This window comes from Sphingobium sp. 15-1 (assembly GCF_013375535.1).
GTDB lineage: Bacteria > Pseudomonadota > Alphaproteobacteria > Sphingomonadales > Sphingomonadaceae > Sphingobium > Sphingobium aromaticivastans.
In genome coordinates, this window is record NZ_JABXJG010000002.1 from 943,273 (window position 1) to 956,352 (window position 13,080).

The 13,080-nt window shown below is 61.3% G+C and carries 11 protein-coding genes; 5 read left to right on the forward strand and 6 right to left on the reverse strand.

Annotated elements, in window-relative coordinates; genetic code table 11:
• Positions 1-80 precede the first annotated feature (80 nt).
• Complete coding sequence (locus tag HUK72_RS20460; protein ID WP_176598440.1) at positions 81-473, forward strand: nuclear transport factor 2 family protein; 393 nt, start codon at positions 81-83, stop codon at positions 471-473.
• 47 nt (positions 474-520) lie between these two features.
• Positions 521-1,966, forward strand: coding sequence for an amidohydrolase family protein (locus HUK72_RS20465; protein WP_176598441.1), 1,446 nt, complete (start codon positions 521-523; stop codon positions 1,964-1,966).
• A 75-nt stretch (positions 1,967-2,041) separates the two neighbouring features.
• Here the strand turns inward: HUK72_RS20465 and HUK72_RS20470 are convergent, their stop codons facing one another.
• The 5 genes from HUK72_RS20470 to HUK72_RS20490 all read right to left on the reverse strand — a co-directional run bounded on the left by HUK72_RS20470 (position 2,042) and on the right by HUK72_RS20490 (position 8,786).
• The gene (locus HUK72_RS20470; protein ID WP_336952991.1) at positions 2,042-2,842 is read right to left on the reverse strand and encodes a DUF2817 domain-containing protein; all 801 of its coding nucleotides are present in this window, start codon (positions 2,840-2,842) and stop codon (positions 2,042-2,044) included.
• Positions 2,784-3,554 (reverse strand): alpha/beta hydrolase, encoded by a 771-nt coding sequence (locus HUK72_RS20475; RefSeq protein ID WP_218036190.1) that lies wholly within the window; start codon positions 3,552-3,554, stop codon positions 2,784-2,786. The genes HUK72_RS20470 and HUK72_RS20475 overlap by 59 nt, the downstream gene beginning before the upstream one ends.
• Positions 3,555-3,695: 141 nt before the next feature.
• Positions 3,696-5,276 (reverse strand): serine hydrolase domain-containing protein, encoded by a 1,581-nt coding sequence (locus tag HUK72_RS20480; RefSeq protein ID WP_176598444.1) that lies wholly within the window; start codon positions 5,274-5,276, stop codon positions 3,696-3,698.
• A 183-nt stretch (positions 5,277-5,459) separates the two neighbouring features.
• Positions 5,460-7,721: a TonB-dependent receptor gene (locus HUK72_RS20485; RefSeq protein WP_176598445.1), complete on the reverse strand. Its 2,262-nt coding sequence runs from the start codon at positions 7,719-7,721 to the stop codon at positions 5,460-5,462.
• Between the two features lie 396 nt (positions 7,722-8,117).
• Positions 8,118-8,786, reverse strand: coding sequence for a DJ-1/PfpI family protein (locus tag HUK72_RS20490; protein WP_176598446.1), 669 nt, complete (start codon positions 8,784-8,786; stop codon positions 8,118-8,120).
• 124 nt (positions 8,787-8,910) lie between these two features.
• Between HUK72_RS20490 and HUK72_RS20495 the strand changes: the two genes are divergently transcribed.
• On the forward strand, positions 8,911-9,864 hold the full coding sequence (locus HUK72_RS20495) for a GlxA family transcriptional regulator (RefSeq protein ID WP_176598447.1): 954 nt from the start codon (positions 8,911-8,913) through the stop codon (positions 9,862-9,864).
• 222 nt (positions 9,865-10,086) lie between these two features.
• Here HUK72_RS20495 and HUK72_RS20500 read toward each other — a convergent pair whose 3' ends face one another.
• Entirely contained in the window at positions 10,087-11,028 is a 942-nt protein-coding gene (locus tag HUK72_RS20500; protein WP_176598448.1) for a LysR family transcriptional regulator, read from the reverse strand.
• Positions 11,029-11,305: 277 nt separating this feature from the next.
• On the opposite strand from HUK72_RS20500, the gene HUK72_RS20505 reads away from it, so the two are divergent.
• Positions 11,306-11,683 carry a RidA family protein gene (locus HUK72_RS20505; protein WP_176598449.1) on the forward strand — a complete coding sequence of 126 codons (378 nt, stop codon included), beginning with the start codon at positions 11,306-11,308 and terminating at the stop codon, positions 11,681-11,683.
• Positions 11,684-11,709: 26 nt separating this feature from the next.
• Positions 11,710-12,960 (forward strand): FAD-binding oxidoreductase, encoded by a 1,251-nt coding sequence (locus tag HUK72_RS20510; protein ID WP_176598450.1) that lies wholly within the window; start codon positions 11,710-11,712, stop codon positions 12,958-12,960.
• Positions 12,961-13,080: the final 120 nt, after the last annotated feature.

A 13,080-nucleotide genomic window follows, 5' to 3' on the forward strand; every position in this document is an offset into this window, starting at 1 on the left:
CGTCCGATGCGACAAGGGGGAGAAAATAGGCCCGCTCGATTGCGGAGCGGGGCGGCACCCATATCACCGGCCATCCCGGCATGACTGATATGTCGATACAGAATGAAGCGATGATCCGGCAGGCGAGGTCGGCGTTCAACGACGCCCTCGTCAGCAAGGATTTGCCGGCAATCGCTGCTCTTCTTCAGGACGACTATGCCGTCATGCCGAGCTTTTCGACCCACTGCTTCGACAAGCCCAGCATTCTGGACGTCTATCGCAATTACTTCACCGATCCCGGCTTCATCACCTTCGACCGCACGCCGGACAGCATCATTCTCGGCTCCGATGGCAAGCGATCTGCCGAACTGGGGCGGTGGCGCGGACTGTGGCGCGGGCAATCCGCCAGGGCCGGAATCTATCATGCCGCTTGGCTCCTCTCGGACCAGGGCTGGAAGCTGGCCAAAGAAAGTTACGTGCTTCTTGAGGGCTAGGACGCCGCCGATTGCGCCAGCCTTCCAAATATTTTCAAGGAACTACGATGAACAACGATCTGCACGACGGGCCATTCGATCTCATTTTCGATCAGGCCACCGTCGTCGACGGCACGGGCGAGCCATCCTATGTCGCGGATGTCGCCGTCAGCGGCGATCGGATCGGCATGGTCGGCGATCTGCGCCACCGTGCTGCTGTCCGCCGTGTCGATGCCAGCGGCCGAATTCTGTCGCCCGGTTTCATCGACGTTCATACCCATCAGGACAATGCATTGCTGGTCGGGCCGGAAATGGCGCCGAGCGTGTCGCAGGGCATCACCACTATCATCACTGGAAATTGCGGCATCAGCCTCGCGCCGCTGGTGCGCGATACGGTGCCCCCTCCCCTCGACCTGCTCGTCTCCGGCACGTCCGGTCCCTTCATATTTTCCACGTTCGCCGCCTATCTCGACGCCGTGCGTTCCGCCTCGCCCGCCGTCAATGCGGCTCCGCTCGTCGGGCATTCGACGCTGCGGGTCGCCGTGATGGACGACATCACCCAGCCCGCCACCGAGGCGGAGATCGACGCGATGAAACGCCTGCTCGACGAGTGCATGCGGTCGGGCGCGATAGGCATGAGTAGTGGGCTTTTCTATCCGGTCGCCCGCGGCAGCACGGCCCATGAAGTCGTCGCCCTGCTCGAAGTCGTATCCGCCTATGGCGGCGTCTACACGACGCATATGCGGGACGAAGCCGACGCGATCATGGACGCGCTCGATGAATCCTTCACCACTGCCCGCAGCGCCGACGTCCCGCTTATCATTTCGCACCATAAATGCATGGGCCACCGCAACTTCGGCCGGAGCGTCGACACGCTGGCGCGGATCAATGCGGCCGCCGAAGAGCAATCGGTCGCTCTCGATGCCTATCCTTACATCGCGGGATCGTCCTCCCTCCTGCACGATCTGGCTGCCAAATCCAGCTCCACCCAGATCACATGGTCGACGCCATATCCGGACCTTGCCGGGCGCACCGTCATCGACATCGCCACGGAATGGGGCATCAGTGAAGAAGCGACGATCGAGCGGCTGAAGCCGGGCGGCGCCATCTACCATATGATGAGCGAGGAGGATCTGGACCGGATCATCAGCCATCCCAAATGCATGATCGGCTCCGACGGACTTCCCCACGACAAGATGCCGCATCCTCGCCTGTGGGGCACGTTCCCGCGCGTTCTGGGCTATTTCTGCCGGGAGCGTGGCCTGTTCCCTCTGGAAGACATCGTTCGCCGCATGACCCAGTTGCCTGCCCAGGAATATGGGCTTGTCGACCGCGGAACCATTCGTGCCGGTGCGTTTGCCGACCTGGTTCTGTTCGACGCCGACCGCATCGGGGATCGCGCAACCTATGCAGAGCCGACTAACGCTGCCGACGGGATCGAGATGGTCGTCGTCAACGGTCAGCAGGTTGGAGGCACGCGTCGTTCTGGCCGGGTTCTGACGCGCCAAGCTTAATTAAGCGGCCTTAAGAGGCATCATCGATCCCGGCCGCCCCTCCCGTCTCAGCGGCGAGGCGCGCGGGCGCACAGATCAAAGCGCCGTCAGGCCCGCCAGCGCCATCTTCGCAACCACTCTCGCGCGCCGCGCGATCATGTCTCGCCACAGAGATGACTGCGGATAGAAAAAGTGCATCAGATCGCACCGTATCGCCTCGACCGCAGGGTCGTCGGGATTGCCCTGCGCCTCCGCCCAAGCGTCTTTTATCATCAGTTCGGTAAAGCGATCGGCATCATAGGTACCGAATTCCAGACTGATCGGGAGAAGCCGGGCAGCGGGAAGCATTTGCCGGACCCCCTGCGCGAGATCGCCCTGCAGCTCGTAGGGCAACCCTTTCCGGTCTTCGAGCAGCGCGACGAACGGTTCGTCATACCACGCCCGCAACGCGGAAATCTCCGGAGAACCGGGCGTCTCGGTGCAGATCAATGTGCCTACCCCGAAAGGCCCCAGGCCCGTGTGCAGATCGATCAATGCGACAAGGCTGGCCGGCTCGAGCATGTCTTCGACCACCTGCCGTAACACGTCATGCGACCAGCTCGCCGTGCTGCCGCCATAACCCAATCCTGTGGCGCTATCATATTGGCCCTGAAACACCGCCTGCGCATGGGCATCGTCGCCATGTTTCCGTCTGAACCGGGCCACGGCCTCCAATGCCTTGTCGGGCGTCGGCGCCCGCAGACAGTCGAGGAACCCATCGCGTATCAGCGCGGCATGCTCCACATTGGGCGGCAGCAGGACCGCCCGGTCGACGAAGCTGCGGTTGAGATCGATATTTTCATGCGTATGCCGACGTCGCCACGCCGCTCCCCAAGGATTGAGCATGTGAACGAGCACGACGCTCGTATCTGCGGGAAGCCCATCGCGCGCCAGGTCGTCCAGCGCGGCACCTGGGTTGGAAGCACCTGCTCGTCGCCACCGACAGATATGAACAGGCGCGGCTTGCGTTCGGCGGCGTCGAGCCTGGCCGCAAAAGCGGACAGCTCATCGAACAGCGCAAATCCGTTCCACCATAGCGAAGGGCTTGCAGGGAAGAAGGGAAGGCGTCCGGCCGGCTGAGCAGCGCATAGGCGGTGAACAGACCGCCAAGCGAATGGCCGAACAGGGCGCGGTTCGATGTGGAGGCATCAGGATAGCGATGTGCGATTTCGGGGACGAGGGTTTCGATCAGGAACGTCAGCAGCGCTTCGGCGCCGCCATATCGCTCACCGATCAATGCGGTCAGACCGACCAGCGACTGGATATTTTCCGCCCTTATCGCAGGGGTGAGGTCAGATGTGCGCAATCGCGAGAAGGTCGAGAAATCGGTCGTGCCATAGCCGATGCCAACCACAATCGCTCCCGGCCTCGTGCCGCCCATGGAAGCCAGCCGGACAATCTCCGCAGCCACCGCGAATTCAAAATCGGCGTCCATCACGAAAAATACGGGCACATCTGCGATATCGGACGACAGCCCCGTGACCCGCGCCACGCTGATCTGGAAAGGACTTCCCTCGCCAGTATGAGGCAACTCGAACTGATCGATCAAGGCCTGGTTGGGCGCGCTCATCGGGCGCTCCAGCACCGCCGGATAGCGGGCGGCGCGATCATGCCGGATCTGCTTCGATCGCAATCGACCCCAGCCAAAGGCAGCGGTATATCAGACCAACGGGGCCAATCCAGCCCACAGAGGCCCGTCCGCCCCATGCGGTCAAGCCGTCCGGGCGAGGCGAATATGGCGCACCGGCCCGAAGTCGAGACGAAGCCCATTCCCATCGAAATCGAGAGTCATGATACCGCAGATGGGCGAAAAGCGGGTCTGCTCGATCCGCCAAATATCGGCGGCAATGGGCGTCAGCTTATAATCTGCCCAGCCATGGCGCCCCTGCAACGTTGCGCCGGCTCCGTTCCCGTCCTCGGTCAGGATCACGGTCAGGTCGAAATTGTCCGAACGATAGCTGCCGACCCGGTTCCCAAGCATTGCGCCATCATCGACCGCAATCTCGTCCAGACGATCCTCGTCGTCAAAATCGGTCAGCACGATCGCGTCACCGTCGACGCGGACCGAGCGCTGGAGGAACGCCGCCGGGGCGGGAAGCTGCAACACGCCTGTCTCGTCGGGCGTCACCGGAATGGCGGCACCGCCGTCGACCGTCAGCAGATGGTTGCCTTCCTTGTCCCCCAGGGTGACGACGCGCCCGTCGCGCTTCGACACGAAGGCGCCCGTTCGCTTTTCATATTCTGCCTTTTCCGCCACCGGCGCCAAGCCATTGACCATGGCATCGATAATCTGGAATGCCAGCACGCTGGCGCTCACATCCGACCGGTTGACCCCGATGCTGATGTCGAGCTTTGCGCTTGGAACCTTTATCATCTGCGAATTGCCGCTCATCACGTCGCCCGCATGGTGGACCACGTCGATGCCCCGATAGCTGTCGCAGAAAAGGCCGAAGCCATAACGGGTCGACCATCCGCTTGCGAGAAGCTGCGGCTCCCGCATGCGCCGCCAACTCTCCTGATTGCCGATGACCGGCGCATCCATATGTTTCAGCCAAACCAGCATGTCGGCCATCGTTGAGACCATGCCGCCCGCGCCGCTCAGTTCCATGCTCATATGCGTCTTGGAGAAAACACCGCGCGCGTCCCGGAAATGCAACGCCGCGCTGTTCGGCACGAAGTCGCTGTCCCATCGCCGCAGCATCGTGTCGTGCATCCCGGCGGGCATGAATATACGCTCGCGCAGCACTTGCTCCAGCGGCTGCCCGCTGATCTTTTCGATGGCGGCGCTGAGCAAGACATAACCGCCGTTATTATAGCTCCACCGCGTTCCCGGCTCGAAATCGACATCGTCGATCGTCTCGTAATAGGCGAGGATCTGCCGGTCGGTGACGGGGCGATCTACCCCGTGCATCGCCATGGTGAGCCAGAATGGATCGCGGATGCCGCTGATATGGCTCATCAACGAAGGGATTTTCGCGCAGGCAACAGCCGGCTTCAGGCCATCGACATAGCGGCCGATCTCGTCGTCGATCCCCGCCAGCCCCTCTTCGCAGAGAAGCAGGTAGGCAAGGCAGGCGAAATGCTTGGTGGTCGATCCGACCCGCATCCGGGTGTGCGGCGTCAGGAGGATCGGCAACTCCATGTTCGCAAGGCCGAAGCCCTTGGCATAGACGGGCACGCCGTCGATCGCGATGCCAACGGCCGCGCCTGGCAACCGGCCTTGGTCGACTTTCGCGAAAATCCTGTCGATTTCGGCTTCGTCAAAGCGGGTGCTGATCTCTTCGGCGGCCACGATCACACTCCTTTTGGCCTCATTCAGGATCCCGACAAGATCCGATGTTCGGCCGAACCTTGCCCAAGGCTCGCCCGGATCGGCAACATCTTTCTCAACAAGATGCCGGGGCACATGATGGTTTCACCCACCCGGCCCCCGGCTCCAACTCTTATCTCAGGACCCGTACCACGAGTCACCGGATCAATATTTGATGGTGAAGGTGCCGCCGAAGGTCCGCGGCGGACCATAGGACGCCAGCACGATGCCCAGACCCGGAAGGTCGTTGAGATAGGTCTTGTATACCGACTTGGTCAGGTTCTTCACCCAGGCGGTCAAAGCCCAGCGGTCATCGGATGCGGCTACGCCGACCTGCGCACCGACCACCCAATAGGAGCCGACCTTCGACACCGGCGAATTGCTCGCCTGAAGAAATTGCGAGGAGCGGTAGTTGCCGTTCATGGCCAGGTTGAGCTTCAGATCGCTGCCGATGTCGGTCGAGTAGGAAGCGTCACCCGTGAAGGTCCACTTTGGCGAGTTGACCGTAGAATTGCCCTGCAGGCTCCTGCCGCCCGCCGTGATGGCGCTGTCGATTTTGGAGTGCAGATAGCCACCGGCCGCGCCGAACTGAAGACCCTGAACAGGCTGCCACTGCACATCCAGCTCGACGCCATCGGTCTTCACACCGGCCGCGTTGGTCGTCACCGGGACGGGCGAGGTCGGGCTATCGACATTGATGAAGCCGTTCTTGAAATCATAGTGGAAAACGGCGCCGTTGACCTGCAACGTCCGACCGGCGAGGACCGACTTGAAACCGGCTTCATAGGCGGTGATCTTTTCCGGCGACAGCGACGTGAACGCCGCCTGCGAGTCAGCGAAAACGACATTGAACGCACCGGAACGGAAACCGCTCGAAACATTCGCATAGATCAGCAGCTTGTCGATGGCGTCACTGTTGATCTCGGGCTTCCACTCGGCGCCGAACTTGTAAGAGACATTCTTGTCGTTGCGCTTGCCGCCGCCGGGCACGGCGGACGAAGTCGACAGGGGGAAGATCAGAGAGGTGGGCTTCTCCTGACCCTTCACCGTCGACAGGCCATCGGCCAGCCACGTCCCGCCCTTGATCCGAAGGCTTTCATTGCTGTAGCGCAGACCCGCGATCAGCGACAGTTGATCGGTGATGGCGAAGTCGTTGTGGAAGAAGATGGCGCGGGCATTCACCTTCTGCGTGAAGTCGGTGTAGAGGTTCGTCGCACCATCGAGGATGATCAGGCCCGAATGCACGGCGAGATCGTCATGCTGATAATAAGCGCCGAGGACGTAGTTCCATCGGCTGGGCTTATTCTGCGAGATCCGGATTTCCTGCGAATACTGATTGATGTTGAACGCTTCGTACGAGTCGAGCGAGTTGACCGGCGACGAGTCCGAATCCTCGACGATGAAGCGGTTGAACTTCTGATAGCTCGAAATCGAGACCAGCTTGGTCCAGCCCAGATCGCGCTCGATGCGGGCGGTGAAGCCGACCTGCTTGGCGTGCATCTGGTGCGGAAGATTGTTGTTGGTCGTGTAAGGGTTCTGGTCGCCCGGATAGCCGCCATCGAGCGCCCGGACGCAATCGGCATCGGCGCCGTTCAGCGTGCCGTTCAGGTAAGGCTGGCAGAATTGCGGGTTGCCCGCCGCCAGCGATTCCGGCGTGAAGACGCCCGGAACGTCATAGGGAGCCAACTGGCTGTTGTCCCGCCCATAGTTGGCGGACAGTAGCACATCCGTCTTGCTGTCATGGAAGGCCAACTGACCGCGCAGCGCCCACTTCCGGTCGTAGCCCTCGGTCTTGCCGGTCAGGGTGTTGCGATAATAGCCCTGACCCTGATGGGTGGTGAAGCCGGACAGACGGGCAGACACCGTGTCGGACAGCGGACCGCTGACATAACCCTCGGCGCGCAGCGTCTCATAAGTGTCGTAACCCAGAGTGCCGCCGATGGTGAAGTGGTCGGTCGGCTTGCGGCTGTAGAAGTTGAGCGCACCGCCGGTGGTGTTGCGGCCGAACAGCGTTCCCTGCGGCCCCTTGAGCGCTTCGACACGGTCAAGGTCGAAGATCAACAACGGCGTCATGATGCTCTTCGAAAGATAGACGTCATCGATATGCGTCGCGACCGGCGGGTCGAAATTACCGGCGAAAACGTTGACGCCGATACCACGAATGTTGAACGAATTCTGCCCGACGCCGTAATTTATCTGGACGTTGGGAAGAACCGATGCGAGTTCGGTGACTTCGCGGATATTATGCTTCGAGAGCATGTCTGGCGTGACGACCGACATGGTGATGCCGACATCTTGCGCAGACTGCGAACGCTTCTGGGCGGTAACGACAATGTCCGCCAGTCCGCCGCCATCGCTCGCCTGCTCCTGCGCAAGGACAGGTGCGGCCCATCCCATCAGGCTGGTGGTCGCAAAAAGGGAGCCCATGGCCGCCCTCATGAAACCCGCTTTTGAAATCATCATCTTCAACCCCCCAATTCCTTTGCCGATCATATTGGGCGTACTCTCAGCACCTGATGCACGGAAAATCAGGCGGAGTCTCCGCCTGGACCCAGCAGTTCAATCCCGCGGCCGCCTTCTTGTCGGCTGTTCCGCATCGCGAAATTCCTCCGGTTGGACGATGGTTAAATGACTTTTCGATTACATCCAATGTCGCGGCCAACAGCCGTTGGTTGCTTTTTGAGCAACAATCCTTTCGGAGCGTGGTAGCCGCTGCTCTGAGGCTCGTCTACGACGCTGTCTGGCAGCCAAAAACCAATCAGGCCAGCCAGGCTAAGGGTGCCCGGCTGACCTGATACCATCGGTCAGCAATGCGATCGGCCGTCAGACCTGCGGCACGAAGCCTCCAACGCTGCGCAATGCGTCGCCGAACATGGCGTCGAAGGCCTTCAGCACATCGGGGGGAGCCGTCTCAGGCCGGCCCGCGTTGAAAGGCGGTTGGGGCGCATATTCGATAATCAGTTGCTGGGCCTGCGCCGTCGTTTCGCCAAAGACCTCCGCCGCCACGACAAGTGCAAAGTCGATACCCGATGTCACGCCGCCCCCGCTGAAAAAGCGGCCGTCGCGCACGACGCGGGCGTCGTCGGGAATGGCGCCATAATTGGAAAGCAGATGGCGGAAAGACCAATGGCATGCGCTGCGCCGTCCTTTCAGCAAGCCCGCCTGCGCGAGAACCAGCGAACCGTTGCAGACCGACGTGACATAACGCGCATCCGCGGCGAGCCGCTGGATGTGCCCCAGAACTTCCGGCGTCGTCATCGTGCTCTGGTCACCGCCGCCAGGAATGCAAATGAGATCGCATCGCTCAATGTCGGAAAGCTTCTCCATGCCCCTGTAAACCAGACCCGACTCTGTTTCGAGATCGCCGCCATCCGGACTCGCAAGCCGGATCCTGACGTTGGGAATCCGGAAAAAGACCTCATAAGGTCCGGCGAAGTCGAGCTGGTCGAACTTTGGATAGAGGACAAACAATATTTCAAATGGCTCGCTCAACATATGTCTCCAGTTGATCTACTGCCTTTTACCTCGCTGCCGCATTGACCTGAAGGTCGAATTTCCGGCAAATAAGGTCATATCCGGCGGTGATGCCGCCTTTTCCTGAAACGAGGAATTCTCAATGCGGATCGCCTGCCTTCTGTTTGAGGATTTTCTGCTGCTCGATGCGGCCGGCGCGCTGGGAGCGTTTGAACTGGCCGCTCGTACGGGCTGCACGGGCTATTCCATCGAGATGATCGCCGCAGCGCCCGGACCGGTACGCAGCAGTTCTGGAACGACGCTGCTTGCCGAGGATCTGCGGGACTGCGAGGACTTCCACACTCTGCTCATTCCCGGCGGGGATGGCGCGCATGACAGTGCGAAGTATCGCGATCTGATCCCCTTCATCCAACAGACGGCTCGGGCCGGGCGACGAATTGCAAGCGTATGTTCCGGCGCGTTCGTCCTGGCGGAGGCCGGCCTCCTGAACAATCGACGGGCAGCGACGCACTGGAACGGCGCGCTCGAGCTTAGCCAGCGATTTCCGAAGGTCATTGTCGATGCGGAAAGCCTCTTCGTCCGCGACCATAACGTCTGGACGTCGGCCGGCGTCGTGGCCGGGATAGACCTCGCCCTCGCGCTGATCGAAAACGACTATGGTTCGGAGATCGCGCGGCGCGTTTCGCAGTTGCTGGTTGTGCCTTTCCGCCGAGCCGGAACGCAGACGCAACACTCCGCCCTTCTCGACAATCTTGCGCCCAGCAACCGGTTCGGTGACTTGCTGGCATGGGCCCGCCAGAATTTGACCCAGCGCCTGGATGTGGAAGCGCTCGCCGACCGTGCCAGATTAAGCGCGCGGCAATTTTCGCGGTCCTTCAGGGCGTCGGTCGGCATGTCGCCGGCCAAGGCCATCGAGCAGTTGCGAGTCGAGAGCGCGCGGCCCGCGATCGAGAGCGATGCGAAATCGCTGGAGCAGATCGCGCGGGATTGCGGATTTGGCGACGCCGAAAGGATGACACGGTCGTTCCGGCGCCTGACCGGCGAAACCCCGCAGGCGCTGCGGCGGCGGGCACGCGAAAGGACGGGCAGCGCTTAGAGCCTGTTTGAGAATGCGCCTATTGGCGCATTGCGGCACCAGCCCTCTCCCCCACCCGGCCACCCAACGGCAGTATTTTATGGGTGGCCGGGTGGGGGAGAGGGCTGGTGCCGCCTCGGAAATCGCTCTTCCGCGATTTCTCAAACCGACTCTTAGAACTCTACTTATGGTCGGCACGCCTCCCCGGACTCTAGCCATCATGCATCCCGGTCAAGCAATGGCTCAATTCTGAAACCAACTGAGCGCGGCAAGCCTTTTGAGAACGGCGGTTTCAGCGATGGACTTGATGCGCCGCGGCGGGACGACCAGTTGCGCTTCGGCAGCTTCCAGCGAGGCGTTGCGGATACGAAGGGTTTTGACCAGACCCGTCTCAAGCTGACGCTGGACCAGGATTTTCGGCAATATCGTAAGGCCCAGGCCGGACGTCACGAAATGCCGCAGCGCCTCGAGCGAGTTGGTGATCATCGTTCGAGGCAAGTCCACCTGGGCCGTATGCTCGGCCGATTTGATGAGCTGGCCGATGCCGAATTCCGGAGGCACCAGACAGAGCGACTGGTTGAGCAGATTCTGCAGCGTCAAGGCGCCTTCCTGACGCGCCAGCGGGTGATCATGTCGCGCAATCACGTAAAGCGGGTGTCGCTTTCGCGCATGAATCTCGACTGCATTGTGGGGTGGTGGCGCAAAAGCGAGACCAATATTGATCCGCTCTTCAGCGATGAGGCGCATGACCGAAGCCACCGGCATCGAGTTCAACGTGATCTGGACATTCGGATATTTGACGCAAAAATCGTTGAGGACCGTTTCGATGACCGCTTCGATGAAACCTTCGCTACAGGCGATTTGGACGTCGCCCCGCTGTAGACCCTTCAGTTCCTCAAGTTGGGTGAGCATTGTCTTCTCGTCCGACACGCGGCGCCGATAAAAGTCGAGCACCAGCCGCGCGGCTTCGGTCGGCAGCACGCCTCGCCCGTGACGATCAAGCAGAACCGTATCCAGCTCCCGCTCCAGAAGTTGAATTTGCCTGCTGATAACGGACGGCTCGATGCTGAGCTTGTCTGCGGCTCCACGGATCGACTTCGCTTCCACCGCGGCATACAGATAGCCGAGCCGGCGTTCGCTCAGCCCGCCTCGAGAAACGGGTTCGAGTTCGTCCCTGATCACCATTGTCTCCGACGTGCGTTGCTCAAAAGGCAACTAATCCGAACCTAACGTCGCATTGATGGTCAGTTCTTGTCAATGTAGCGATTCAATGAACGCACAATGGCGGCCAGCCGGGGCGCGTCCCGTTTGCCCAAGCTTCCCCACGTCGCGCAAGGTGATCGAGAGGGCGAAAACACTGACTGCAAACGCGATGGCCAGCTTGCGGGCGGCCACCGCAGCGGTAGTCATGACTTTAAATCACCGAACAGTTTCAGTCCTCTACACCAAAAGGATCTTATAAATGCAAGCTTTCGGCGACGATGTTATCGGACCCACCGGCAAGGTCATCCCCATCACCCCAGCGGTTCAAGTCGGGAACCTCATCTTCCTGTCCGGACAGGTCGCGATGCGCGAAGGCAAGGTCATTGGCACCACGATCGAGGAACAGACCCATGTCGTACTTGACAATATTGCGGGTCTCCTCGCCCCGCTGGGAAAGTCTCTGGCCGATGTCGCCAAAGTAACCGTCTGGCTCGTGAACAGCGCTGATTTTGCCGGCTTCAACGCCATTTATGCCGAGCGTTTCGCCAAGCCTTATCCCGGACGATCGACCGTGGTTTCACAATTGCTGATCCCGAGCGCGCTCATCGAAATCGAGGTCATCGTGACAGCCGAATGACCGTTCCCTTCTGAGGCTCCTCCTCCATGTCAACACAATCGAAACAGATCATCGTGCTAGGGGCGGGAATGGTTGGCACCAGCGCCGCGCTTGCATTGCAGGCGCGGGGCTACGATGTCGCGCTGATCGATCGCGCCGCACCGGGCAGCGAAACGAGTTACGGGAACGCCGGAGTCATCCAGGGCGAAGCGCATGAACCCTATGCCCTGCCCCGCGATCTCGCTGACTTGCGGGGTATTGCCCTCAAACAGAACAATGCCGTCGACTGGGACTTTCGCGGCCTTTTGAAAGCAGCGCCTTCGCTACTCCCCTACTGGTATAATTCGGCGCCCAAGCGCCATCGGCGCATCAGTCAGATCTATTCGGCGCTGGTGCGGCGGGCGACCAGCGATCACGGCTCGCTAATCGCCGCCTCGGGCGCGGAAGCGCTGATCCGGCGTGACGGTTACCGTCTCATCTTCCGCGAGGCAGCGCCCTTCGATCTGATGGCGCGCAAGGCGGAGTCGTGGAAGGCCCGCTATGATATATGCTTTTCAGTCGAGGACGGCGATAGGCTGGCGGCTGCCGAACCGGCTCTTCGGCAACGGCTGGCAGGCGCGATCCGCTGGCATGATGCCTGGACTTGCAAGGATCCCGGCGGTCTGGTCAGAGCCTATGCGTCGCTGTTTCGCAAACGCGGCGGTGAGGAGGTCAGGGCCGACATTGTGGGGCTGGACACCGGCCCGGGATGGCGCGTGCGCACCAGCGTCGGCGTGTTCGAGGCGGAGCATCTGGTCGTCGCGCTCGGCCCATGGTCGCCGCAGGTGCTGGAGCCGCTCGGCTATCACTTCCCCATGATCCGCAAGCGCGGATATCATATGCATTTCACGCCGGCCGGCCCCCTCCCGAATGTGCCCATGATCGATGCGGAGGTCAGCGCAGTCTATGCGCCGATGCGCGCCGGCCTGCGGATCTGCACGGGGGCGGATCTGTCGATCGACCGCCGCGAGCCGATGCCACGGCAATTGCGGCGCGCTCATGCGGCGGCATCGGAATTGCTCGACCTCGGAGAACCGGTCGAGGCGTCCGCATGGCGCGGTGAGCGCCCATGCATGCCCGGTATGCTGCCCATCGTTGGCGCGGCCCAGCACCATCACGGGCTTTGGTTCGATTTCGGCCACGGCCATCAGGGCTTCACGCTAGGGCCGACGACCGGCGCACTGCTCGCCGGGCTGATTGCAGGCGAGCCGGATCCGATCGTTCACCCGCTCGGTCCTTCGAGGCCGACGCACCTCTGACCATGTCGCGGCCCCGATCTTTGATCGACTGACGCCGGCCTCGCAAGAGGCGCGCGCAACAGCTCTCCCACACAGCATGAAAAAACCGCCCACCGCCCCGACAGGCGGCGGGCGGCCCAT

Excerpts from the sequence above, each read along its gene's own strand:
- HUK72_RS20500 (WP_176598448.1), bottom strand. The coding sequence starts at position 11,028 with ATGGTGATCAGGGACGAACTCGAACCCGTTTCTCGAGGCGGGCTGAGC.
- HUK72_RS20510 (WP_176598450.1), top strand. The coding sequence starts at position 11,710 with ATGTCAACACAATCGAAACAGATCATCGTGCTAGGGGCGGGAATGGTT.
- HUK72_RS20465 (WP_176598441.1), top strand. The coding sequence starts at position 521 with ATGAACAACGATCTGCACGACGGGCCATTCGATCTCATTTTCGATCAG.
- HUK72_RS20460 (WP_176598440.1), top strand. The coding sequence starts at position 81 with ATGACTGATATGTCGATACAGAATGAAGCGATGATCCGGCAGGCGAGG.
- HUK72_RS20485 (WP_176598445.1), bottom strand. The coding sequence starts at position 7,721 with ATGGGCTCCCTTTTTGCGACCACCAGCCTGATGGGATGGGCCGCACCT.
- HUK72_RS20495 (WP_176598447.1), top strand. The coding sequence starts at position 8,911 with ATGCGGATCGCCTGCCTTCTGTTTGAGGATTTTCTGCTGCTCGATGCG.
- HUK72_RS20505 (WP_176598449.1), top strand. The coding sequence starts at position 11,306 with ATGCAAGCTTTCGGCGACGATGTTATCGGACCCACCGGCAAGGTCATC.
- HUK72_RS20475 (WP_218036190.1), bottom strand. The coding sequence starts at position 3,554 with ATGAGCGCGCCCAACCAGGCCTTGATCGATCAGTTCGAGTTGCCTCAT.